This window comes from Haloglomus salinum, from assembly GCF_024298825.1.
Lineage (GTDB): Archaea > Halobacteriota > Halobacteria > Halobacteriales > Haloarculaceae > Haloglomus > Haloglomus salinum.
In genome coordinates this window covers 3,911,953-3,932,661 of the sequence record NZ_CP101153.1, presented here as the reverse complement: position 1 = coordinate 3,932,661, position 20,709 = coordinate 3,911,953, and the positions used below count along the sequence as shown (strand labels likewise).

Here is a 20,709-nt window from a genome sequence, read left to right as displayed (position 1 = left end):
GGCTAGTTCTGTCTGTGGATGTCGAAGGGAAGTCCCTCGACGCCGTCACGCTGGAAGTCGGCGATGGTCTCGATGACATCGTGGTACTCCAGAATCCCCTCCTGGATCATCCGCTCGATGACGCGGGCCCGGAACTGGAGGTCGTCGTATATCTTCCGGGTGTCCGCGTACCCCAGCAGGGTCGCGATCTGCTCCTCGAGAACGTAGGAGTTGTTCATCCCCTGGAAGACGATCTCGTCGTCGACGGGGTCCCAGTAGAACGCCTGCCGGGTGACGACACCGTCCATCTCCTTCGAGTAGCCCTCGATCTCCTGGACCGAGGTCACGCGCCGGAGCACGTCGTCGCCCTGCTTGACGCGGTTCTGGAACAGGGCCACGTCGGCGTTGTCGATGAACGTCTCGGGGACGTTGATGGGCTCGCCGGTGAACCGCTGGATCATCGAGACGATGTCCGACGCGTGGAAGGTCAGCATCACGGGGTGGCCCGTCTGGGCGGCCTGGAACGCCATCTGCCCCTCGGCGCCACGGACCTCCCCGACGACGATGTAGTCCGGGCGCGACCGTAGCGCGGCCGCGACGAGGTCGAACATGTCCACGTCCTGGCTCCCCTCGCCCTCGCCCTCGCGGGTGAGCAGCTGCTGCCAGGTGTCGTGGGGTGGCAGGACCTCGGCGGTGTCCTCCGCGGTGTAGATCTTGTCGTCGCGGGGGATGAACGCCATGATGGAGTTGAGTGTCGTCGTCTTCCCCGACGCGGTCTCCCCGACGACGAACACGGTCTGTTCGTTCTCGAGACAGAGCCACAGGTAGGCCGCGAGCTCCGGGGAGAGGGTTCCCCACTTCGTGATCTGGTTGACCGAGAGCGGCACCTCCTCGCCCTGGCGGATGGTGAGCGAGGGGCCCTTCAGCGACACGTCGTCGGAGTAGATGACGTTCAGGCGCGAGCCGTCGGGGAGCGTGGAGTCGACGATGGGGTCCGAGTCGCTCAGCGGGTCGCCGATGCGCTCGCCCATGTTCCGGAGCCAGGTGTCGAACGCGGCGTCGGACTCCCACTCGACGGTCGTCTCCAGCATCCCGTAGGTGCCGTGGTCGACGTAGCACCCCTCCGGCCCGATGACGTGGATGTCCTCGTTGGCCGGGTCGCGCATCACCGGTTCGAGTGGGCCGAGGCCGACGATGTCGCGGTTGAGCCGATACCGGATGTTCTCGTAGGTGCTGCGAGACACCTCCTGGACGGAGGGGTCGAAGCGGAACTTGATCTGTTCGAGGAGGCTGTCCGGGCCACCGTCCTCCTCGACCTGCGTGGTCTCGGAGAGCAGTTCCTCGATGCGGTCGCCGTACTCGGACTCGTTCTCCGGCGCCGGCTTGCTGACGCTCCGGCGCAGCAGTTCGTCCTTGATGTCGGCGTACACCTCTCGCTCCGCGCCTGAGAGCGTTGGCTCGATGGCGTAGTACTTCGTGTCCCGGCCGAGGTCGCCGTAGATGTGACAGTAGATGGGGCCGCCGACCGAGTAGAGCACGTTGGGCCGGTGCGTCTCGTACTCGCCGGACGGCTCGTCGATGAGGAGTGGGAACTCGCCGGTGATCTGTTTGAACTTCTTGAGATGCTCGCGCAGGTGTGGCCGGCGGGCGGCCTCCTCGCGCAGCTCGTCCGTGGGCCGAGCGGTTCCCAGTTCCGTCATGCGATGGAACGGTTCTCGATGACGATTCCGGTGCCCGACCGGACACTGTACCCGACCGAGTCACCGACCTGTTCCCCCATGCCGGCGAACCGCTTGACCGCGATCTGCCGGCGCACGTCGTTGCCGACCTCTATCATCTCCAGCTCGAAGAACACGTCCGCGATGGCCCGGAAGGGACCGATGGCCTCCTGGTCGACCGTGGACGGGTCGACAGTCAGCACGATGACCTTCCCGCCGGAGATGATGTTGCGGAAGAAGGAGATGATCTCGAGGGCGGCCTGGCGCTCCTCGTTCTGCCGGATGAGTGCCTCGAACGTCGGGTCGTTCCGGAGGATGGCGTCGAAGGTGTCGATGATGACGACCTCGGGTTCCCACATCGTCTCGGCGTCCATCAGGCTCGACAGCAGGTCCATCCGCTCGTTCTCGGCCTCGCCATCGCCCGATAGCACGCCCCCCGTGTCGATGTCGGCGTGGAGGAACAGGAGCTCCTCGTTCAGGAGGTGGTCGACCACGCCGTACTCCAGCGAGTGCATCTGGTCGATGAACCCGCCGATGGTCAGCTCCGTCGAGAGGTAGGTGACGCTCGTCCCCGTCTCACAGAACCCGTAGGCGAGCCGCTGTGAGAGCGCGCTCTTGCCGGCACCGTAGTCGCCCTCGACGAGGACGATGCTCCCCCTGGGGATACCGCCGCCCAGCTCCTTGTTCAGCCGGTCGTGGTCACTCAGCCCGAGCGAGAGCAGGTTCCGTTCGGCGTTGGTGCCTGGCATCTTACTGGTCGGTGGGGTCGTCGGTCGATTCGGGGGTCGGTGCCTCGGCCCCGGTCCGCTCGACACCGCGGCGGCCACCCGGCGGCGGCCCGTCGTCGGCCCCACGAGCCCGGGTCAGCCGTTCCTCCGGGGCCGGGTCGTGTCCCCCCTCGCTCCCGACGGCCCTCGACTCCGGCGGCTGCTGCCAGGTCGGTGCCCGCCCGTCGCCGGGGTCGGTCCCGCCGTCGGTCGCCGGCCCGCCGGCCGCCTCCGCTGCGGGTGCGGCGGGTGCAGCCGAGTCGTGACCGTTGCCCGCCAGCCAGTCGGGGCGGGACGACCTCGCGTCCGGCGCCGGGGCGTGGGCGGCATTGCCCTCCTCGAGCCGGTCCATCACGTCCATGCCCATGGAGGCGCTGGAGAGCCGACTGACGTAGCGCAGGCTCGTCCGGTGGCACTGCACACTGAGTGGCGAGCGGGCCTCGACGGGCTCCGGGTCCGGCAGGTCCTCGGCAGCGGCCTCGCCGAAGCCGCCGAGGTACGTCTGCAGGTCCTCGGCGGCCGCCTCGCCGAGCCAGCCGATGGACTCGTAGTAGGCGATGGTCCGGGCCGCACCGTCGACACCCCCCTGGTCGACGAGGAACTCGAGCCACTCCATCACGACCACGTCGCTGGCGTAGCCGTCCGGGAGCGCGTCGAGGTGGGGGCGACGGCCGTCCGAGTGGTCGCTCGCTGCCGTGTCTGTGGTCGTGGCCCCCGCATCGTCGGCCACGACCTCGTCCAGCCCCTCGGTGTCGAACGCCTCGTCGGCCTCCGGGCCGCCCCTACCCATGTCCTCGTCGAGAGCCCCCTCCATCCCGTCACCGTCCATCGCGGCCGGTTCCGCGTCCGGGGCGTCCAGCGGCTCTCCGGCGTCGGCCTCCTCTCCCTGCCACTCCGCGTCGCCGGCGTCGTACTCGGCCTTCAACTCCTCGAAGGACTTCCCCTCGTCACCGTCGGCATCGCCGCTGTCGTCGAAGTCGTCCATACCGCCGTCGAGGGCGTCCGCGTCATCGTCGAAGTCGTCCCCACCGCCACCGAACTCGTCGTCCCCGTCGTCGAACTCCCCCATTCCATCGTCGAACTCGTCCTCGCCGAGATCCTCGTCGAAGAAATCCTCCGCGTCGGCGCCAGCGACATCGTCGTCCAGCGCCTCCTCGTCCTCGCCACCGTCGTCGCCGCCGAAGAGGCTGGCCCCACCGCCGGCGGCGCCACCGCCGCCGTCGAAGGCGTTGCCCAGATCGTCCTCGTTGACGAACGGATTGACCCCGCGAGTGACCATCTCGTACACCTCCAGCAGCTTCCGGATGTTCTCCTCGATGTCGTCGACGGACTCGCTTATCTGCTCGTTCTCGCTCTTGACCGTGTTCACCGTCGAGGAGAGCGAGCCGACCTCGTTCTCCAGCTCGTCCATCCGGTTCTCGAGTTCAGCGTTGCCGGCTCCACCACCGCCACCGCCGCCGTCGTCGTCATCCATGTCGCCGAAGGCCATGTCCTCGCCCCCCTCGAGCAGGTCGTCGCCGCCGTCGTCGAGGAGCGGGTCGGACGCCTCCTCGGGTTCCTCGTCCGCGGTGTCCTCCTCCTCGTCGCCTCCACCGAACAACCCCATCAGTGTCCACCTCCGGGAACGGTCACGTCGTCGGTTCCCGGTCTCGTCACGGTCGGGGACGCCGGCCGGCCGGTCGCCGTCGGACCCCGGCCGTGTGGGTGGGGGGCCCGTCCTGAGGGTTCACTGGTGAGAGGCATGAGTTGATTCCACTTGTCCGGCATCCACCTATTACTTCAGGACCAGTTCGAGGCACGGAACGAGGGACAGGTTGAAGTTACCCGATTCGGGGTGAGATTTCACCAGGCCGAACTACAGGACGGTCCGTTCGCCGTCGGTGCGTTCGACGGTCACCTCACCGCTGACCGTATCGAACCGCATCGACCGCCCGTGTTCGCCACCGACCTCCCGGCCGACGATGTCGATGCCGGCCTCGTCGAGGACCTCCTCTGCGGCCGCGACGTTGCGCTGGCCGATGGACCCGCCGTCGTCCTCGTTCCAGCCGAACTCGACGACCGCGGCGCCGCCGACGACGCGGGCGACGATACGGTCCCGGTCCGCGCCGGTGGCCTCGAGCTGGCCGAGTACCTCCGCGATGCCCGAGTCGACGTACCGCTCCCGGCGCCGCGTCTCGTCCTCCCGGAACGGGAGCATGGGGTGGAGCAACGCGCCGATACCGGCCTCCGGGTCGTAGAGCGCCACGCCGAGACAGGAGCCGAGGCCACTGGTTCGGAGGCAGCCGCCGGCGGAGACCCCGCTATCGGCGACCGAGACCGAGACGTCGGCGTCGCCGGGAGCGTCGTCACTCACCGGCACCGCCATCAGAACACCTCGCTCGGGTCGGCCTCCAGCTGGTCCGCCCGCTCGACCAGCAGTGCGTCCAGCGCGGCGGTCAGTTCCCGCTCGTTCGGCAGGGCGAACAGTTCACACCGGAACGCCCGGTCGTCGGCGGTCTCGATGGTCGAGTCCAGCAGGAACGCGTGCTCCTGGCTCTCGGCCATCCGGCCGACGACGGGGCTCAGGATGGACGACCCCATGTCAGCGACGAACTGCGGCGGGGAGTGCTGTATCTCTGATTCGAGCACGTTCGCCCAGCCGTCGATGAAGCCGCTGGTCATGATGTTGCAGAGCTCCTCCAGCGCGCTCTGCTCCATCTCGCCCCAGCCGTCCTCGCTCCCGCCGGGCATCATCGCGTCCACTACGGCCCGGGCGGAGGGCTGGTCGAACAGGATGACCAGGTAGCCGCCGATGGAGCCCTCGTACTGGAGGACCGTTCCGACGTAACGTTCGTCGCCGACCTGTGCCGGGACGTCCTCGATGGGGACGAAGCTCATCCGGTTGACCTCGAGGTCGGCGTCGATGCCGGTCATCGTGCTGATGTTGCCGGCCGCGTTGGCGCTCCCGGCAGCGGTCATCTCGTTGAACACCTCCAGCTTCTCGAAGTCGATGCCGCTGTCCGACGGTGGTTCCATCGCCTCGGCCATCGTCGCCCGCTCGGGCATCAGGCAGATGCGGAAGTCCACGGCCTCATCGACCGCCTGCACCCGGCTCCGGAACATCATCAGCTGCTCACCGCTGGCGACGTTCGTCGGGAGCATCTCCTCGCCGGACCCCTCGACGTACGTCGGCGGGCTCATGTCGATACCCGTGTCGAGGTGGTCGGCCCAGCCGTCGATGAAGCCGCTCATCATGATGTTGCCCACCTCCTCGACGGCGCTGCGCTCCATCGTCCCGTCGGGCGCCAGCACGTCGGTGATGGCCTCCCGGGCCCGGTCGTCGAACGCCAGCACCGTCTCGCCCGAGAACGCGCCGCCCAGCGCGATACGGACGCCGGCGAACTCCCGGCCGACGAACTCGTAGCGCAGGTCCGCCGCGGACGCCAGCGAGACGTTGGTCACGTCGACCCGGGTCTGGATGCCCGTCAGCTGCGAGAGCGACGCGGCCGCCGACTCCGCGCCGTCACGGGCGAGGTCGTTGTACGTCTCCAGGGCGTCGATGTCGATCTGCATCAGCCCGTGACCTTCTGTATCTCCTGGAGCACGCTGGGCTTCTGGAACGGTTTCTTGATGTAGCCGCTGGCTCCCGCCTTGATGGCGCTCTTCATCTTCTCCTCCTGCCCGACGCTCGTGCACATGATGACGTTCGCGGCGGGGTCGCCCGACGTGATCTCGTCGGTCGCCTCGATGCCGTTCCGGATGGGCATCGTGATGTCCATCATCACGAGGTCCGGCTTCGATTCCTGGTACAGTTCCACCGCCTCGACGCCGTTCTCCGCCTCGCCGACGACGTCGTGGTCCTCCTCGAGGATCTCCCGGAGGAGGTCCCGCATGAAGTCCGAGTCGTCGACGATCAGTACGTCCAGCTCCATACTCCACTCCAACGGGGATACCTACGTCAACGTCCGGCAGCCCTCGGCGACCGAAACGCGGAACAGACTTTTAGTGGCTATCGGTGGTCGCCCTCCGCTGGGCGGGCCGACGACCCGCTCGTCGCTGCTCGTGCCGTGGCTGCGAACGTCGTGGGAGCGACGGCCCGCCGAACGGCCGAGTCAGTCGCCGGATTCGGCCGTGATGGCCGCGACCAGCTCCGCGATGGAGTCGTGCGGGGTCAGGTCGTGCTTGTCCAGGAGCTCCTTCAGGTTCGGCGTCCCCGGGTCCGGAACCACGCTCGCCTCACGGAGGAGGATCTCGATGACCTCCTCGGCCGGCGTGTCGTCGGAGACGTGGCGCGCGTACCAGAGCACCAGGTTCTCGAACGTCGCCACCACGTCGTTGGAGACGGTCCGATGCCGGGCGGACTCCCCGTCGAACCGCCCGACCACGTCGATACCGTAGCGTGCCCGGGTCCGCCCGAGTTCCTCGCCCAGCAGGTTCCGGGCGGCCTCGGGGCTCGCCGGCCCGCCGGCGCCCGGGGCGCCGTGACCACCCTGCTGGCTGCTCCCGGCGATGCCGGCCCCACCGACCTCGTCCGCACCGCTCCCGCCGTCGGCGGGGTCGGGCGGGTCGTCCGGTACGTTCGGCGGGCCGCCGCCCGCGGAGACGACGAATCGCCCGTCGTCTATCTCCTCGACGGCCTCGTCGTCGGTGATGTCGAGGTCGTTGGGCGAGAGGACCCGTCCCTTCTCGGGGCGCCCCTCCGGCGGCCCGTCCTCGGCTGGGCTCTCCGACGACTCTTCGGCCGGGAACAGGGGCTCGTCCCCGTCGGCAGGCTCTTCGTCGGGGCTGTCTCGGTCGGACGGCGAGGTATCGTCGGTCATCTGGAATCAGTGTCTGAACCGCAGGACCTCTTCGTTCCCATTGACAATAACTGTCACCCGGTGGTCGCCGGTTTCGAGGCCGCCGTAGTCGATTGCCACCTTCACCACCTCGCCGGGCCCCCAGGAGCCACCGCCTCCGCCGGCTTTCGTCACTGTGAGGTCGCCCTCGGCGACGTAACTGCCGTTGACCAGCACGTCCAACTGCCCGGGGTCGGTCGCGAGCGTCCCCGAGCCGGTGTTCTTCACGAGCACCGTGATGGGTGCGCTCCCGTCGTAGATCGAATCCGGCCGCCCGGCGTCGCTGATGATGGCGATGTCCGTGTTGATGTTCTTCTCGACATCTTCGCTGCTGTCGGTCACGGAGTGGGTGATATCCCCGACCTGCGTGACGAGCGTGCCCGCGACGGAGGCCGCGACCACCAGGCTGGCGATGAAGATGATGAGCGAGGAGACGGAGGCGCTGGCCATCTAGGTGGGCACCTCCGTCGCGTCGGCGACGCCCGGCCCCGTCACGAGCTTGAGCCGGAGTTCGTCCCCGGCCGTGTTCGGCGTCGCGGACACCTCTACCCGGAGGACCTCGCCGGGGAGCCACACCTCGGAGCCGCTGTTCCCAACGACGTCGACTGTCGCCCCGTCGCGGTAGGTGCCGTTGACGAGCACGTCAACCTCACCTACCGCCAGGGCGGTCGTGCCGCTGTTGGACACGTTGGCCGTCAACGTGTCGTTGCCCGCGTAGTAGGTGGCCGTCTCGACCGTGAGCTCGCTGTTCTGCTGTTCGAGCATCCGGTCGGACTGCTGGCCCTGGGCCTGCGAGATGGCCTCCGTACTATCGACGACAGCCGGGTAGGCGCTGCCGAAGGCGATGACGGCGCCTAGGAAGACGATCGCCGTCGCGCCGGAGACACTGAAGCCCATTGTGTTTGTTCGCGGGAGCTTTGAGAGAGTTCGTTCGGAGAGCGATGCGGGAGAGGGGAGGTTACAGCCGGACCTGGTCGCTGGCGGATCCCGTCAGCGGCTGCGGGACATCCACGACCTCGGTCGTCGTGCCACCAGATGGCGTAGTAATCTCGATGGTTGCGTCATCACCGGGGAGTAGCGTGTTCATTCCGGTATCGTATCCATCGGGGAAGTTCGCGCTGTTCTCCTCAGGTCGCAGGTGGATAGTGATGGTAGTCGTCTCGGAGTTCTCGAGCACGTCCTGTCCCGCGACGAAGTACGCTTCACCGTAGTTTATCTCCGTCGCGTCGCTAGTCCCGTCCGGGGCAACTAGATTCGACGAGGTCGTCGCGACCAGCGTGTTGGCGCCGTTGGGACTCACATACTGAATCGTGGACTCGTTGACGTTAATCGGTCCAGCGCCGGGTGACTTGGACACCGTCAGCTCGATGGTACTGATACCGGTAGCCGACGAGTCGTTGATAGTACCCAGGCTACTCTGGACGTTCAACGACTGGGTAACCTGGTTTGTACTCTCTTGGCCGGTCGATTCTGCCTGATTCTGCAGGAAGCCGGCGGTGTTGATCAGCACACCGGCGGCGATTGCGGCGACGAGGACGAGCGCGATGAACACGATGAGGGTACCGATTCCCACCTGCCCGCGCTCCTCGTCGTTGTGGATGTTTTCGAACATTGTTCTACAGCATCACCGCAGTCTTGTCTCCGACCGGGTCGGGAACATTGAGGACCTCCGTCGTCTGGGAGCCATCCTCGGTCGTGATGACCACCTCGGCCTCATCACCCGGACTCATCTGCTCTGCGGGGAGGTCGGTACTGCCGGTGAGATCGAGGAAGATTTCCATCCGATCACTGGAGTCGGAGAGCGTCGTCCCCGATCCCTTGACGGCAGTGATGTCCGCAGCTTCGAGTTCCTTGATACTCGCACTCGAACCCAGGAACTCTACCTGTGCGTCTGTCAGGTCGACGGGGTCTGCACCCGGCGACAGGGACACGGTAATCGTGACGTTGTCGACCGTCCCGGATGAACCGTCGTAGATGCCGGTTGAACCGATGACGTTCACCCCGTTCGTGACCTGATTTGTACTCTCTTGGCCGGTCGATTCTGCCTGGTTCTGCAGGAAGCCGGCGGTGTTGATCAGCACACCGGCAGCGATGGCTGCGACCAGAACGAGCGCGATGAACACGATGAGGGTACCGATTCCCACCTGCCCGCGCTCCTCGTCGTTGTGGATGTTTTCGAACATTGTTCTACAGCCTCACGTCGTCGGAGCCATCAATCGGGTCGGGGACATTGAGGACTTCGCGCGTCTGTGAACCGTCCGCGGTCGTAATGGTCAGATCTGCCTCTGAGCCCTCTGGGAGCGTAACTCCCGAGAAGGCAGCGTCACCACCCGTACCCGTGGTATCGATAACTACTTGCACCCGCTCACCGGGAGAGAGGGTTGAGTCACTGACAGCGGTTCCCGACGTGTCCTGTAGCAGGAGGGTTCCGTCCGAGCCGGACAGCGAACTGGAGGTCGAACCCTTCGCGCTGTACGCACTGTCGTACAGCAGCTCGAACCTCGCATCAGCAAGGTCAATCGGATCGGACCCGGGCCCAACACCGACGACGACCGTAATCTCGTTCACTGGCCCGCCAGCATTGCTCATTGAGCCCGTCGTACTGAGGATGTTGACATTATTCGATACCTGCTGTGTACTCTCTTGGCCGGTCGATTCTGCCTGATTCTGCAGGAAGCCGGCGGTGTTGATCAGCACACCGGCGGCGATTGCGGCGACGAGGACGAGCGCGATGAACACGATGAGGGTACCGATCCCCACCTGCCCGCGCTCTTCGTCGCGTTCGATGTTTTCGAACATTGTACTTTGACTCGACGCCCAGCCAGTCCCGGGCCGACGCGTGTCGGCGCTGGGGGACGGCCCCGGGCGTTACCACCACCGAACCACCCTACTCCACTAAAGCCAGTATCGAGGTTCGAAACGGAATGGGGGGAAACTATTAAAAATGAGAAGCCGGAGTAGAACGATGATTTAAGTACTCTCTCGGAAGAGACGATGGGTTGTACAGCTCGCAGCCGCACCACTCCGGCTATCGGTGGTCCCGGTCGGCACGAGGGCCTGCTGGGGGGCGGTCGCTGCTGGCCAGTGTCTCGATTTCATCGTGTACGGGCTCGCGCCACGCGTGGGGACGAGAATATCGGGGACCGAATCATCGGTGCGGAGTGACGAATAGGGCAGGTGTCTCCGGGAGCAACTCGAGGCTATCGAAGAGGTTGCAGAACCGAACCGACGGTTTCCTGTCGCGTCGTCGCGGAGAAGTGGTCCTCGTGCTACTGGGTGGTTCCGTCGACCGAGAGGTCTGCGACGTAGTTCGCGAGCGCGTCGACGCGCTGTGACTGCTCCTCGGTGACGCTGACGATGTCGGCGGCGCGGTCGCCGGCGTGTTCGGACTGCTCGAGGGTCGCCTCCAGGGTGGACGTCACCTCCTCGATGCGGGCGGCCTGGTCGTCGGTCGTGCGTGCGACCTCGGCGACGCCGTCGGCCGCCTCGTCGACCTCCTCGGCGATGGCCTCCAGCGAGTCGAACACCTCGCTCAGGCTGTCTTCTGCCTCCTCGATGCGGTCGTGCGAGCGCTCCGTGGCCGCGGCGGTCGCGTCCGTCCGGGACTGGAGTTCGGCCAGGCTCTCGCCGATCTCCTCGGTGTGGGCCTGGGTCTGGTCGGCGAGGTTCTTGACCTCCTCCGCGACGACGGCGAAGCCGGCACCTTCCTCGCCCGCGCGTGCGGCCTCGATGTTCGCGTTGAGCGCGAGCAGGTTCGTCTGCTCGGCCACGTCCGCGATGATCTCCGTGACGGCCTCGATGTCGTCCATCTTCTCGTCGAGGGCGGCCACGCTCTCGGCCAGCTCGTCACCGATCTCGACGACCTCCGTCGTCGCCTCGCGAGCCTCCTCGCTGGCTTCGAGGCCGTCGGTCGCGGCCTCCCGGGCGGTCGTCGTGGCGTCGTTGACGCGGTCGGCCGTGGCCGCGACCTCCTCCATCCCGGCCGAGAAGTTCCGGATCTCGTGGACGCTCTCCTCCAGGCTCTCGTTCTGCTCGGTGACCGTCGTGGAGATGGCCTCGGCGGCGGACGTGGCGGCCTCCGCGCCCGTCTCGAGTTCGTGGGTCTGTTCGGTCACCTCCGCCACGAGGTCGGCGAGGTTGTCGGCCATCTCGTTGACCGCGGTGACGACCGCGAGCAGATCGTCGTCGAGGGCCGCGAACTCGTCCTCGCGCGAGACACGAGCGTCGAGGTCGCCCTCGCCGATGGTGTGGGCGGTGTCCCGGACCTCGCCGACGAGCGCCTCGACGGCCTCGCGCTCGCGGACCTCCTCGGTCCGGTCGATGACCACCTCCAGCACGCCGACGAACTCATCGCCGTCGTACAGCGGCGTCGCGTGGAAGTCGATGTGCTTCTCGTCCCCGTACTGGTCGACCATCGTGCTGGTGTCGCCGTAGCGGGGGACCGACGGGTCCTTGACCCCGACGCCGAACTCGCTGGCGGCGCGCTGGGGGGCCTCGGTCACCTTGTCGGCGAGCGTCTTCGCCCGCCGGCCGTCCGGATAGAACAGTTCGGAGACGTGGGCGTGGCCGATGGCCTCCTCGCGTGTCGCGCCCGTCAACTCCACGATGGCGTCGTTCCAGCCCGCCACCGTCCCGTCGGCGTCGAGGACGAACGCGGGCACGCCGACCGCGTCGAGCAACTGGGCGTGTCCGGCGGCGGCCATCGGCCCCGCTTCGGTCGTCGGCCCGTTGGTCGCTCCCGCCGCGCCGTTCACCGCATCGGCCGCGCCCGGCTGGTCCGACGTGGTCGTGGGGCTCGAGTCCGCGGTCGGCTCCTCGGTATCGGCACCGTCCGGCGCACTCGGGTCGAGGACTGCCGCGCTTTCTCCTCCGTCCATCTCCTGGCCACCGTCACTGCGGAGCGGGTACCGTTCACGGCCACCGATTCGTGCGCGGATGCGTTCGACGAGTCCCAGCATGTTACCGGAACGTCACTAGTACCGGGCATAAGTCGTGACACGGACTCAGCGCTCGAAACGGTCGGCGAGGGGGCGTTGCCCGAATCGAAACTCGAAACGCGGCGAGGCGTCTTCAGGGTGAAGGTCGATATCCCCGTCATGGCGACGGAGGAATCCTTCCAGCAGGCCGGGAGACCGGGAGAGCGCCGCCCCGAGGGATACGTCTCCCCGACGGTCGATTTCCTGGTGATATTCGCACTCTCGATAGGCATCGCAGCACTGGCTGCTAGTGTGCTCGTCCTGTGAGGCGGGCGAAGCCGTTACCACCGCTCCGGCGCACGAGTCTCGCATGAACACGGACGGCGCCGTCAGGCGGCTCGGCGACCGCGACACCCAGCTCTGGGTCGCGGCGGTCCTCCTCTACGGTGTCGGTGACACCGTCGCGACCCTCTGGGGCCTCTCGACACCGAACGTCGCGGAGGGTGGGCCTATCGCGGGACCGGCGCTGGACGCGTTCGGACCGCTGGGACTCATCGGCCTGAAATGCGTCGTTCTCGCTGCGTTCTATCTCGTGTGGCGGTCCGTCAGGACGCCGGGGCGCGTGGCGCTCCCGCTCGCGCTCGCGGTCACGGGGGTCGTGGTGACCGGCTGGAACCTCATCATCATCAACACGGCCTGAGCCGAACCGGTCGGTACGGTGGGGGTTATAACTCTGTACCCGGTTTCGGAGTTGCGTAACCCTCCGGGGGACTATTGAGGATGGATACGGACGAGGAGTATGGCACCCGAGCGTCCGGGCGGTGGGTCCTCCTCGACGGGGGGTGAGGTGGCCGACAGTCGTGACCTGCGGGCGACGGTGGAGTGGCACTTCGGCGAACTCATCGAACAGGTCTCGGTCGAACACCCGGTCTCCCGGCGCGAGTTGCGGGTCGCGCTGGCCAAGGTCGAGCACGAGGGTCAGCGTCGGGAGGAGGAACTCCGGTCGGTCGGGGTCCCGGTCCAGTGCGAGATGCCGGGTACCGTGTTCCATCTCCCCGGCAGCATCTGGCGGTCGGTGGAGGCTGCCGGCGATGTCGACCAGCAGGAAGCCGTCGCCGCCCGGGACGTCCACCGCCGGATGGCCAGGACGGTCACACACTGCTCGACGCCGTCCGACGCCGAGACTGACCTGTTCGTCCTCTGCTCACCCCGTCTCCCACACTCGCAGTGAGTCCGTTCCTCGGGGCGCGGACACACCGGCGACAGCAGTTCGCGGCCCTCCCGGTCGCCCGACGACGCCACCGACGACGATGCCGACGTTCTCCACCGCTCGTGACCCAGGGACGCTCGTCCTGATTCACCCTCGTAGACCTTCCCGTCGCAGCCTCGTCCCTGTCCGACACATGCTTCGTCAGACGTGCGCGCGACGGAGGCGTGACGGCGGTCATCTGATTATTCTAGCTGTTCCGGAGATAATATATCTCCTGTAACGGAAACATATCCATACCGTTGATAAACGGGGTTTTCATGCTCGGATAACGCCCCTCGGAGGTTTTTAACCCGTACCGATATCCCCCAGTCACGATCATGTCGTCACGATCTGACAGCACTCGTGAAGCAGAGGGCTCGAGTTCCGACTTGCAGCGTCTCTACGCGGAGGTCACCGGAACGAACGACGAGGAAGCCACTCCGGATTCGGTGCAGTTGGCGGACGAGTTTCTGTCGGAGGTGCTGGAGTCGTTCGCGCCGGCGGGTGAGTTCGCGTTCAGCGAGGAGACGGTGAAGGGTGACCTGGGCGAGATTCTGCTGACGCTGGTGGCCCATCGGTCGACGGAGACGAACGGGAAGCGGCTGATGGAGGACCTGGGGCGGGTGTTCGACGCGGACCTCTCCCCGGGGACGGTGTATCCGCAGCTCCACGAGTTCGAGGAGGAGGGGTTGCTGGAGCGCCACGAGCTGGTCCGGACCAAGGAGTACCAGCTCGACGATGCCGACGCCTGCCGCGAGCGCATCGCCGCGGAGATGCGCCAGCACCTCGTCCTGGGCCTCTTCTACCATCGCGCACTCGCGGAACTCTGAGGTCGACTCCCTGCGGACATCCCAAGCAGGTCGTCGGACCGCCCTTCCGATTGCGATTCCAGTCCGTTTTTGAGCCCCGAACGGCCAGTCGTCACCGTGTCCCCCAGAAGTTCATCCGACACGATGACTGCGCCACACGACGACGATGAAACCGGGCCATCGACCCCGGCATCGCCCGACAGCGACGGGTCGTTCTCGACAGGTCAACTCATCCTCATGCTCACGCTGGTACTGTTGAGCGTGGCCTACTTCCTGACGCTCGTCGTGTAGGCGCGCCCACGTCAGAACTGCTATGTGGGAGGGCCGGTCGTCCCCGGTATGCGACAGGTCCTCGTCGCCGTACTGGTGTTCACCCTGGTTCTCCCGACCTTCGCCGGCGTCGCCGCGGCACAGTCACAGCAACGACTCGGCGGCACCGTCGTCGTCCAGGAGGGCGAGACGGTCTCCGGATTCACCGCGTACGCCGGTCGCGTGGTCGTCAGTGGGCGCGTGGAGGGCGACCTCACTGTGTTCGGTGGTCGGGTGGTCATCGAGGAGGGCGCGACGGTCACCGGCCGGGTCAGAGCGTTCGGTGGGTCCGTCGTCGTCGCCGGGTCCACGGGCGGGAACACGGTGACGTACGCCGGCCACGTCGAGGTGACCGAAACCGGACGGGTGGGCGGGTCGTTCGGCGCCGTCGCCGGGAGTACCGTCCTCGCGGGAACGGTCGGCGACGACGCCACGACGGTGTCGGGAACCGTCACGCTGGCCCCGTCGGCCGACATCGACGGCTTCCTGACGTACGTCGGCGAGTTCGACGACCGCGGGGGCGCCGTCTCGCTCGGGGCCCGCCACGTGAGTGACCTCTCGCTCCTCCCGCCGCTGTCGGGTGCTGGCGGCGTACTGTTCACCCTGTACCTGCTCGTCGCCGACCTCCTCGCCGGGTCCCTGTTGCTGTACGTCTTCCCGGCGTTCGCGAACGACGCCGTCGAGACGGTCGGCGACCAGCCGGAGCGCGTCGCGGCAGCAGGCGCGGCGGCCATCGTCGGCGTCCCCATCGCCGCGGCGCTGGCCGCGCTCACCATCATCGGCCTCCCGCTCGCGCTCGCTGGACTGGTGACGTACGTCGTGCTGCTCTGGGTCGGGAGCATCTACGGCCGCTATCTGCTCGGAGCAGGCGTCCTCTCGTATACGACCCGCGAGGACCGTTACCTCGCACTCCTCGTCGGTGTGCTCGTGATGGCCGTCCTCTCGCTCGTTCCGCTCGTCGGCGATTTCGTCCGCCTGCTCCTGGTCGTCGCGGGGCTGGGAAGCGTCACACTCGGGCTCTACGTCGCCTACGAGTCGGTCGGGGACCGTCGCGCCCGGCAGTCCACGGACGCGCTCTGACCGGGAGACGGACGCCCCTGCGTGACCCAGGGGCGGGGCGACCGGTGAGCCACCGGAACGCCAACGTTGAGGTGTCCCCGGTACGCGGTCGCACCCATGCTGCTGCTGGACCTCGAGGACTTCATGTTCGAACTGAAAGACGGCGCCATCAAGCACGCGGGGGCCTCGAACCGAAGTGCCACCGCGAAGCTCTACGACATCGAAGGTATCGATGTCCGGGAGTACGGCGACCGCCGGGTCAAAATGGCCTTCGAGGACGAGGACGGAAGTGAGGTCGAGATCGCCCTCGACCCGGACCAGGCGAGCGAGGTCGCCCGCGGCATCGAGCTACTGGAGGAGGAGAGCCGCGTGTTCGAGTAGCAGGCCCGGGCTGGCGCCGGAACGACCTGCGAGGAAGCGAGGTCTCCTGCTATCCGCTGACCGGTTGTGTTCGGGTAATCGCCGAAGAGGTCCTGCCCCCGAGCGACACGCCGCGGTCCGATGGAGGTCGCGCGACAGCGCGCTGTCGTCGAAGCGGGCCGCGACGTGCGGACGGTGATGTCCGCCGGCGGCTGGAGCGACTACTCCGCCATCGGGCGTCTCTGAAGGAAGCGACCGAAGCGCGCATCAGCGAGGTAATCGGGACTTTGATGACGGTCTATTGATAAGTATCGGCAGCCGTGCTGCATACACAGTCCGGGTCGGTCCGGGGGCGATTGCCGCCACCGCTGTTTCTCTACCGAAAGCGGCTCGATTCATAGAGCCCGGGACAGTTGCCATGTTTGTCGGAAATCTGGATAATAGCTAGGAGAATCCGCCCCACAGTTCAGACGTTACTGCGAGTATTACCCAAAGACCAACGATACAGCCCTTCGACTCCGAAGTTCAAGACGCTGGTACACGCAGTCATATCGGGCAACGCTCTCGGAGACCGTCGATGCCATAACCAATGCGGGAAGACAGCTGCTGAGTAGCGTCCCGTGCAGCCTCCACGCGACGAGCGGTTGCGAACCGAACGCCGTCATAGGTGTTCCCCAGCAGATTGCCGAAGTATATCGCCCGGATGAACGCCTGAATGTCGCCGGCCGTCTCTTCTCCGTAGGTCCGCTGCAACTCTGCCACCGCTTCTCGACCGGGATTCTCGTTCGTCTCGGCGTATCGCTGAGCGAACAGCAGCGCAGGACGCTCGTCGTCGTCGACAGCCGAGTCGACATCGCTCTCGAGGATGCTGGTGATCGTCTCTCGGTCGACACCTGTCTCCCGTGCGAGGTCAGTGTGATATCGGGTGCAGTACTGGCACTTGTTGACCGCCGTGACCGCCAGCATGATTTTCTCGGCGAACTGGTCGCTGACTCTGTCGGCACGCCTGGCACGAATCAGCCGCGGGATGTTTTGTGCGAATCGGGCAGTTCCAGCCACTAATGTCTGCGGAGAGAACGTCTTTTTGCGGAACTCCCTGTCAGCGGCATCTCCGGCTCCCATGTCGCTCTATCGTTCCATTCTAGATTGTAAAGCGATTGTGATTGGTGGTCACAGCTACTCAGTACACTCTTTTGTATTGCTATTTATGAACAATATCGGGCGCGTTCTTGCGGGCAGATGTTTGCCGATATTCGAGACACAGAGGGAAACGCGACCCGGGTTCGGTCACTGATGTACACTGCTGTTACATCCGGTTCTTCTCTCAGCCCGGCTATGCTGAATTCACTCCCGTCGTGCAGGAACGGGCACCGATAATGAGAGCGCTCACACCGATATTTCCGGAGGCTCGTGATACCTCATCGTCGAGGCGGCCTTGTCCAGGTCACCCGACACAGAGGGAAGACTATCGACGCCAGACGTGACGAATTCCGCATTCTCTGGAACACCTTTGTCACGGTGGTAATCGTGCATGGCTCTCTGGATATCGACTGCAGAGACCAGACCAACGTGAGGTACAACGGAATCTGTGTAGAAGCCAGTTCCACTACCCAGAGCTGCGACTATCTCGGGTTCCGTCGGAGCAAGTTCCCAGGGACGTTCCTCTCGGGAAAGAGAACTACAGCGTGTCGCCCATCCTCCAGTTTCGTCGCTTTGACAGTGTCGAATGTGCGATGGCCAATCTCCGTACAGTTGTGAGTGAGTGATGAAATAATTGGGGTGCCCCGCAGATCAGCCACAACCGTTCCGTTTCAGGCGGATAACCACACTGTAGGACACTAGCTCGTCGTTATCGCAAGTCGAATAGATTCTTCCACTCACCCGAACCCAACACGTTTATACACATATGGCCGTGTCATATTGGTTGAAATGAGCAATACTGATATCGAGGCGTCCGAAGTTGCACGCCGCATCGCTGAAGACGACGCCGAGGACATATTCATCCTCGACGTCCGAAACGAGGAGGAGTACGAGGAGTGGCAGATTCCGGGTAGCACGAACGTCCCGATCTACGACGAGCTCCTCAAGTACGACTATTCCGGGCTGGAAGATCGTCTCGACGAGCTTCCCGAAGACGAAGAGATAGCCATCGTCTGCGTCGCGGGCGTCACGTCTGCCCGTGCTGCTGACTTCCTCCGCGAGCACGGGTTCGACGCGAAATCGATTCCCGACGGCATGAACGCCTGGGGACGTGTCCACCGGGAATACGAGGTCTCCAGCGCCGACGGCATCATCCAGATCGTCCGCCCCGGGACCGGCTGTGTGTCCTATCTCGCATACGATGGCAACGAGGCGATCGTCGTCGATCCGACTCAGTACATCGATGAGTACCTGAACGTCGCCGATGACCACGGTTTCGACATCGTCGGGGTCGCTGACACGCACGCACACGCCGACCACGTCTCCGGAGCCCGTCGTCTCGCCGGTGAACTCGACGTGCCCTACTATCTCCACCCCGAGGATGCGGGCGAACTCGACGAGGTCACCGAAATCGTCGATGGGGACACCATCTCCGTCGGCGACAGAGCGCTCGATGTACTACACACCCCCGGCCACACGCCCGGGAGCGTCTCGTTCCGGTTCGACGATGCGCTCCTCTCTGGAGACACGCTGTTCCTGCGGAGCGTCGGTCGGCCCGACCTCGAGGACGGTTCCGAAGAGGCCGTTCGAGCGGCATCCGGCCAGCTGTTCGACAGTCTCGAAACGCTAACCGGTCTCTCAGACGAGACCGTCGTTCTCCCTGGCCACTTCAGTGACGAAGAGGTTCGACCGCTCGCGACGGAACTCGGCGAGCTTCAGGCAGAGACGACGAACGAACTCCTGAGCTACGTCGAAGGCGGCGACGAGGAGACGTTCGTCGAGACCATCGTCGAGAGCCTCGCCGAGGAGCCTGCGAACTACAACGAGATCAAGCAGATCAACTGGGGCAAAGAACAGCCCGGTGGCGACATCGAGGCGCTCGAACTTGGACCCAACAACTGCGCGGCGAACTAACGCATCCGCGAAGTTTCGTGGCACGCGAGACCCCACCGCGACCACGAATCTCCGGGTCCTCCACCGAACCTCCAGCGTGTCAAGCGAACGAACGTGGGGTCGAGAACCGAATCCGACCGAGGGCTGGCTGAGCTGGAACCGGGTCTCGACAGCCGAGGCCACTCAGTAGCTGCGACCGGTGTCTCAATGGACCTGCGATTCCCCTCGTTCAACACCCTGGCGTCCGGGAGGGTCTATCGAGAGTGTCGAGCGTTTCCGGGTGTTGCTCATCACGAACCGATGGACCAATCAGGAGGGTAGACGGGTCAACTCGATTCGAAGCGTGGCCTCGTCGTCGGTCGTTTTCGGGAAGCTGAGTCTCCCGTAGCTGTTCTCGACAAGCCACTGGATAAGCCAGAGTCCCAGTCCGCTCGAGTGGGTCAGCTGTGTTTCATACCCCTGCTGAATCGAGTTCCGTTCCACATCCGGAGTCGACCCGGGATTCTGGATGTCGATCCGGGCAGTTCCCCCGGCGGGCGTCGAGAGCGTGAGAGTGACCTGCGGTGAGTCGGCGGGCTGGTGGACAATAGGGCTGGCACTGGCGAGTGGGGGGAGTGAGGGGAGAATCACTCGCCGTGCTAGCCCGGTGGCAGAGGCCGGTGGTCGCTACTAAAAGATTCACGCGGTCATACAGGCATCTCTTCACTGGGTCGTTACGCCAGGTCGGCCACCGAACCGGCACGATGAGCTCGCTTCGCTGTCAGCTCGCCCGGCGCGACTCGCCGCTGTGTCTGGACAATGATTCGGGCGGTTCCCTCTTGCTGACTGGACGGTACTGACCATCCCTCGAAGTGAGTGGGGGCGTTACGTATCTTCTCGGCGACATCGTCCTGGCTGTCGTCCCCGGTCGTGGGATACCACATCTTGCAGCCGAACGGCTCCCTGGTGAACGTCACGTCCCACCGGTCCTCATCGGCGTTGCCAAGTTTGTACTCGTTGTTCCCGTCGCCCTGGATTTCGCCGTGGTCAGCTGCGCTGGCAGCTACGTTGGCCGCCTTCCGTGGAGCTGCCTCCCGGAGAACTCCCGGGGCCCCCGCGATATGACCGTCGGTGGGGTACTCGACGTACCTCGTATCACCTGCCGCTGCCCCTCGATACGTGCCCAGGTTCAGCGCGCGCTGTGGGTAGGGCTGAACGGTGTGGGGTGTGGTTTTCCGCCGGTTTGGGCACACTCTCCAGGGGGCATCCCAGTCCTGCGGGAACAGAAGACGCCGACCCAGCCGTCCACGGACATCGTGCACTATGACGGGAGGGCTGAACCAGCGCCACGTGGCGGTAAGAAGTCTACCTGTATTTAAAGACTGCCATCGCTGCCGAGCGTTGCCAGTACCGAGTCACTCCGTCGAACCGAGGACGACGCCAGCTTTCGAGGTCTCGGATTCCCCACGATTCGACCACTCGACGAGCATCTCATGGAACGCGGCAGCGTCGTGGCCATCACGAACCAGGCGGAGTACCCATCGCGCAGCACCCGCCCCATGCTGGGGTGAGCGGCCGACTTCAGGTCGCCGAGAGTGGTCTCGATACGAACCTGGACACGCCACTCGTCTTTCCGCTGGAGCGCGTCGACGGCGTACTCGTCGAGCCATGCCTGGAACGTCGAGGACTCCGCCCGGCGTTTGTCCAGCGCGAC

At 65.5% G+C, this 20,709-nt stretch carries 23 protein-coding genes; 8 read left to right on the top strand and 15 right to left on the bottom strand.

Annotated elements, in window-relative coordinates; all coding sequences use genetic code 11:
• Window positions 1-2: 2 nt before the first annotated feature.
• From flaI to NL115_RS19185, 13 genes are all read right to left on the bottom strand, one after another.
• Window positions 3-1,679, bottom strand: a complete 1,677-nt coding sequence (flaI, locus tag NL115_RS19245; RefSeq protein ID WP_254830941.1) for an archaellum flagellar ATPase motor FlaI — start codon at window positions 1,677-1,679, stop codon at window positions 3-5.
• Window positions 1,676-2,446 carry an archaellum protein ArlH gene (arlH, locus tag NL115_RS19240; RefSeq protein WP_254830940.1) on the bottom strand — a complete coding sequence of 257 codons (771 nt, stop codon included), beginning with the start codon at window positions 2,444-2,446 and terminating at the stop codon, window positions 1,676-1,678. The genes flaI and arlH overlap by 4 nt, the downstream gene beginning before the upstream one ends.
• A gap of 1 nt (window position 2,447) precedes the next feature.
• On the bottom strand, window positions 2,448-4,070 hold the full coding sequence (locus NL115_RS19235) for a FlaD/FlaE family flagellar protein (protein WP_254830939.1): 1,623 nt from the start codon (window positions 4,068-4,070) through the stop codon (window positions 2,448-2,450).
• Between the two features lie 249 nt (window positions 4,071-4,319).
• Window positions 4,320-4,829, bottom strand: coding sequence for a chemotaxis protein CheD (locus tag NL115_RS19230; protein ID WP_254830938.1), 510 nt, complete (start codon window positions 4,827-4,829; stop codon window positions 4,320-4,322).
• Window positions 4,829-6,016, bottom strand: coding sequence for a chemotaxis protein CheC (locus tag NL115_RS19225; protein ID WP_254830937.1), 1,188 nt, complete (start codon window positions 6,014-6,016; stop codon window positions 4,829-4,831). Before NL115_RS19225 ends, NL115_RS19230 begins: the two co-directional genes overlap by 1 nt.
• A complete protein-coding gene (gene cheY / locus NL115_RS19220; protein WP_254830936.1) occupies window positions 6,016-6,375 on the bottom strand; it encodes a chemotaxis protein CheY in 360 nt (119 codons plus the stop codon). The genes NL115_RS19225 and cheY overlap by 1 nt, the downstream gene beginning before the upstream one ends.
• A gap of 180 nt (window positions 6,376-6,555) precedes the next feature.
• A complete protein-coding gene (locus NL115_RS19215) occupies window positions 6,556-7,263 on the bottom strand; it encodes a DUF7500 family protein (RefSeq protein WP_254830935.1) in 708 nt (235 codons plus the stop codon).
• A gap of 6 nt (window positions 7,264-7,269) precedes the next feature.
• Window positions 7,270-7,731: an archaellum stator protein ArlG gene (arlG, locus tag NL115_RS19210; protein WP_254830934.1), complete on the bottom strand. Its 462-nt coding sequence runs from the start codon at window positions 7,729-7,731 to the stop codon at window positions 7,270-7,272.
• Window positions 7,732-8,178, bottom strand: a complete 447-nt coding sequence (arlF, locus tag NL115_RS19205; protein WP_254830933.1) for an archaellum stator protein ArlF — start codon at window positions 8,176-8,178, stop codon at window positions 7,732-7,734. It abuts the gene before it with no gap.
• Window positions 8,179-8,239: 61 nt separating this feature from the next.
• Entirely contained in the window at window positions 8,240-8,893 is a 654-nt protein-coding gene (locus tag NL115_RS19200) for a flagellin (RefSeq protein ID WP_254830932.1), read from the bottom strand.
• A gap of 4 nt (window positions 8,894-8,897) precedes the next feature.
• On the bottom strand, window positions 8,898-9,464 hold the full coding sequence (locus NL115_RS19195; RefSeq protein ID WP_254830931.1) for a flagellin: 567 nt from the start codon (window positions 9,462-9,464) through the stop codon (window positions 8,898-8,900).
• A 4-nt stretch (window positions 9,465-9,468) separates the two neighbouring features.
• Window positions 9,469-10,080: a flagellin gene (locus NL115_RS19190; protein WP_254830930.1), complete on the bottom strand. Its 612-nt coding sequence runs from the start codon at window positions 10,078-10,080 to the stop codon at window positions 9,469-9,471.
• Between the two features lie 470 nt (window positions 10,081-10,550).
• Window positions 10,551-12,239: a methyl-accepting chemotaxis protein gene (locus NL115_RS19185; protein WP_254830929.1), complete on the bottom strand. Its 1,689-nt coding sequence runs from the start codon at window positions 12,237-12,239 to the stop codon at window positions 10,551-10,553.
• Between the two features lie 117 nt (window positions 12,240-12,356).
• On the opposite strand from NL115_RS19185, the gene NL115_RS19180 reads away from it, so the two are divergent.
• From NL115_RS19180 to NL115_RS19150, 7 genes are all read left to right on the top strand, one after another.
• Entirely contained in the window at window positions 12,357-12,524 is a 168-nt protein-coding gene (locus NL115_RS19180; RefSeq protein WP_254830928.1) for a hypothetical protein, read from the top strand.
• Between the two features lie 43 nt (window positions 12,525-12,567).
• Window positions 12,568-12,897: a DUF5658 family protein gene (locus NL115_RS19175; protein ID WP_254830927.1), complete on the top strand. Its 330-nt coding sequence runs from the start codon at window positions 12,568-12,570 to the stop codon at window positions 12,895-12,897.
• Window positions 12,898-12,996: 99 nt separating this feature from the next.
• A complete protein-coding gene (locus NL115_RS19170; RefSeq protein WP_254830926.1) occupies window positions 12,997-13,428 on the top strand; it encodes a DUF8048 family protein in 432 nt (143 codons plus the stop codon).
• A 407-nt stretch (window positions 13,429-13,835) separates the two neighbouring features.
• Window positions 13,836-14,276: a PadR family transcriptional regulator gene (locus NL115_RS19165; protein ID WP_254830925.1), complete on the top strand. Its 441-nt coding sequence runs from the start codon at window positions 13,836-13,838 to the stop codon at window positions 14,274-14,276.
• 96 nt (window positions 14,277-14,372) lie between these two features.
• On the top strand, window positions 14,373-14,546 hold the full coding sequence (locus tag NL115_RS19160; protein WP_254830924.1) for a hypothetical protein: 174 nt from the start codon (window positions 14,373-14,375) through the stop codon (window positions 14,544-14,546).
• A 48-nt stretch (window positions 14,547-14,594) separates the two neighbouring features.
• The gene (locus NL115_RS19155) at window positions 14,595-15,644 is read left to right on the top strand and encodes a bactofilin family protein (protein WP_254830923.1); all 1,050 of its coding nucleotides are present in this window, start codon (window positions 14,595-14,597) and stop codon (window positions 15,642-15,644) included.
• Window positions 15,645-15,740: 96 nt separating this feature from the next.
• The gene (locus NL115_RS19150; RefSeq protein ID WP_254830922.1) at window positions 15,741-16,004 is read left to right on the top strand and encodes a hypothetical protein; all 264 of its coding nucleotides are present in this window, start codon (window positions 15,741-15,743) and stop codon (window positions 16,002-16,004) included.
• A gap of 525 nt (window positions 16,005-16,529) precedes the next feature.
• Here NL115_RS19150 and NL115_RS19145 read toward each other — a convergent pair.
• Window positions 16,530-17,105 carry a carboxymuconolactone decarboxylase family protein gene (locus tag NL115_RS19145; protein WP_254830921.1) on the bottom strand — a complete coding sequence of 192 codons (576 nt, stop codon included), beginning with the start codon at window positions 17,103-17,105 and terminating at the stop codon, window positions 16,530-16,532.
• Between the two features lie 807 nt (window positions 17,106-17,912).
• On the opposite strand from NL115_RS19145, the gene NL115_RS19140 reads away from it, so the two are divergent.
• Window positions 17,913-19,037, top strand: coding sequence for an MBL fold metallo-hydrolase (locus NL115_RS19140; RefSeq protein WP_254830920.1), 1,125 nt, complete (start codon window positions 17,913-17,915; stop codon window positions 19,035-19,037).
• Between the two features lie 692 nt (window positions 19,038-19,729).
• Here NL115_RS19140 and NL115_RS19135 read toward each other — a convergent pair.
• A complete protein-coding gene (locus NL115_RS19135) occupies window positions 19,730-20,317 on the bottom strand; it encodes a hypothetical protein (protein WP_254830919.1) in 588 nt (195 codons plus the stop codon).
• Between the last annotated feature and the right edge of the window lie 392 nt (window positions 20,318-20,709).

Excerpts from the sequence above, each read along its gene's own strand:
- NL115_RS19235 (WP_254830939.1), bottom strand. The coding sequence starts at position 4,070 with ATGGGGTTGTTCGGTGGAGGCGACGAGGAGGAGGACACCGCGGACGAG.
- arlH (WP_254830940.1), bottom strand. The coding sequence starts at position 2,446 with ATGCCAGGCACCAACGCCGAACGGAACCTGCTCTCGCTCGGGCTGAGT.
- arlG (WP_254830934.1), bottom strand. The coding sequence starts at position 7,731 with ATGGCCAGCGCCTCCGTCTCCTCGCTCATCATCTTCATCGCCAGCCTG.
- NL115_RS19175 (WP_254830927.1), top strand. The coding sequence starts at position 12,568 with ATGAACACGGACGGCGCCGTCAGGCGGCTCGGCGACCGCGACACCCAG.
- NL115_RS19195 (WP_254830931.1), bottom strand. The coding sequence starts at position 9,464 with ATGTTCGAAAACATCCACAACGACGAGGAGCGCGGGCAGGTGGGAATC.
- flaI (WP_254830941.1), bottom strand. The coding sequence starts at position 1,679 with ATGACGGAACTGGGAACCGCTCGGCCCACGGACGAGCTGCGCGAGGAG.
- NL115_RS19225 (WP_254830937.1), bottom strand. The coding sequence starts at position 6,016 with ATGCAGATCGACATCGACGCCCTGGAGACGTACAACGACCTCGCCCGT.
- NL115_RS19190 (WP_254830930.1), bottom strand. The coding sequence starts at position 10,080 with ATGTTCGAAAACATCGAACGCGACGAAGAGCGCGGGCAGGTGGGGATC.
- NL115_RS19155 (WP_254830923.1), top strand. The coding sequence starts at position 14,595 with ATGCGACAGGTCCTCGTCGCCGTACTGGTGTTCACCCTGGTTCTCCCG.
- NL115_RS19170 (WP_254830926.1), top strand. The coding sequence starts at position 12,997 with ATGGCACCCGAGCGTCCGGGCGGTGGGTCCTCCTCGACGGGGGGTGAG.
- NL115_RS19215 (WP_254830935.1), bottom strand. The coding sequence starts at position 7,263 with ATGACCGACGATACCTCGCCGTCCGACCGAGACAGCCCCGACGAAGAG.
- NL115_RS19230 (WP_254830938.1), bottom strand. The coding sequence starts at position 4,829 with ATGGCGGTGCCGGTGAGTGACGACGCTCCCGGCGACGCCGACGTCTCG.
- NL115_RS19145 (WP_254830921.1), bottom strand. The coding sequence starts at position 17,105 with ATGGGAGCCGGAGATGCCGCTGACAGGGAGTTCCGCAAAAAGACGTTC.
- NL115_RS19150 (WP_254830922.1), top strand. The coding sequence starts at position 15,741 with ATGCTGCTGCTGGACCTCGAGGACTTCATGTTCGAACTGAAAGACGGC.
- NL115_RS19200 (WP_254830932.1), bottom strand. The coding sequence starts at position 8,893 with ATGTTCGAAAACATCCACAACGACGAGGAGCGCGGGCAGGTGGGAATC.
- NL115_RS19140 (WP_254830920.1), top strand. The coding sequence starts at position 17,913 with ATGAGCAATACTGATATCGAGGCGTCCGAAGTTGCACGCCGCATCGCT.
- NL115_RS19185 (WP_254830929.1), bottom strand. The coding sequence starts at position 12,239 with ATGCTGGGACTCGTCGAACGCATCCGCGCACGAATCGGTGGCCGTGAA.
- cheY (WP_254830936.1), bottom strand. The coding sequence starts at position 6,375 with ATGGAGCTGGACGTACTGATCGTCGACGACTCGGACTTCATGCGGGAC.
- arlF (WP_254830933.1), bottom strand. The coding sequence starts at position 8,178 with ATGGGCTTCAGTGTCTCCGGCGCGACGGCGATCGTCTTCCTAGGCGCC.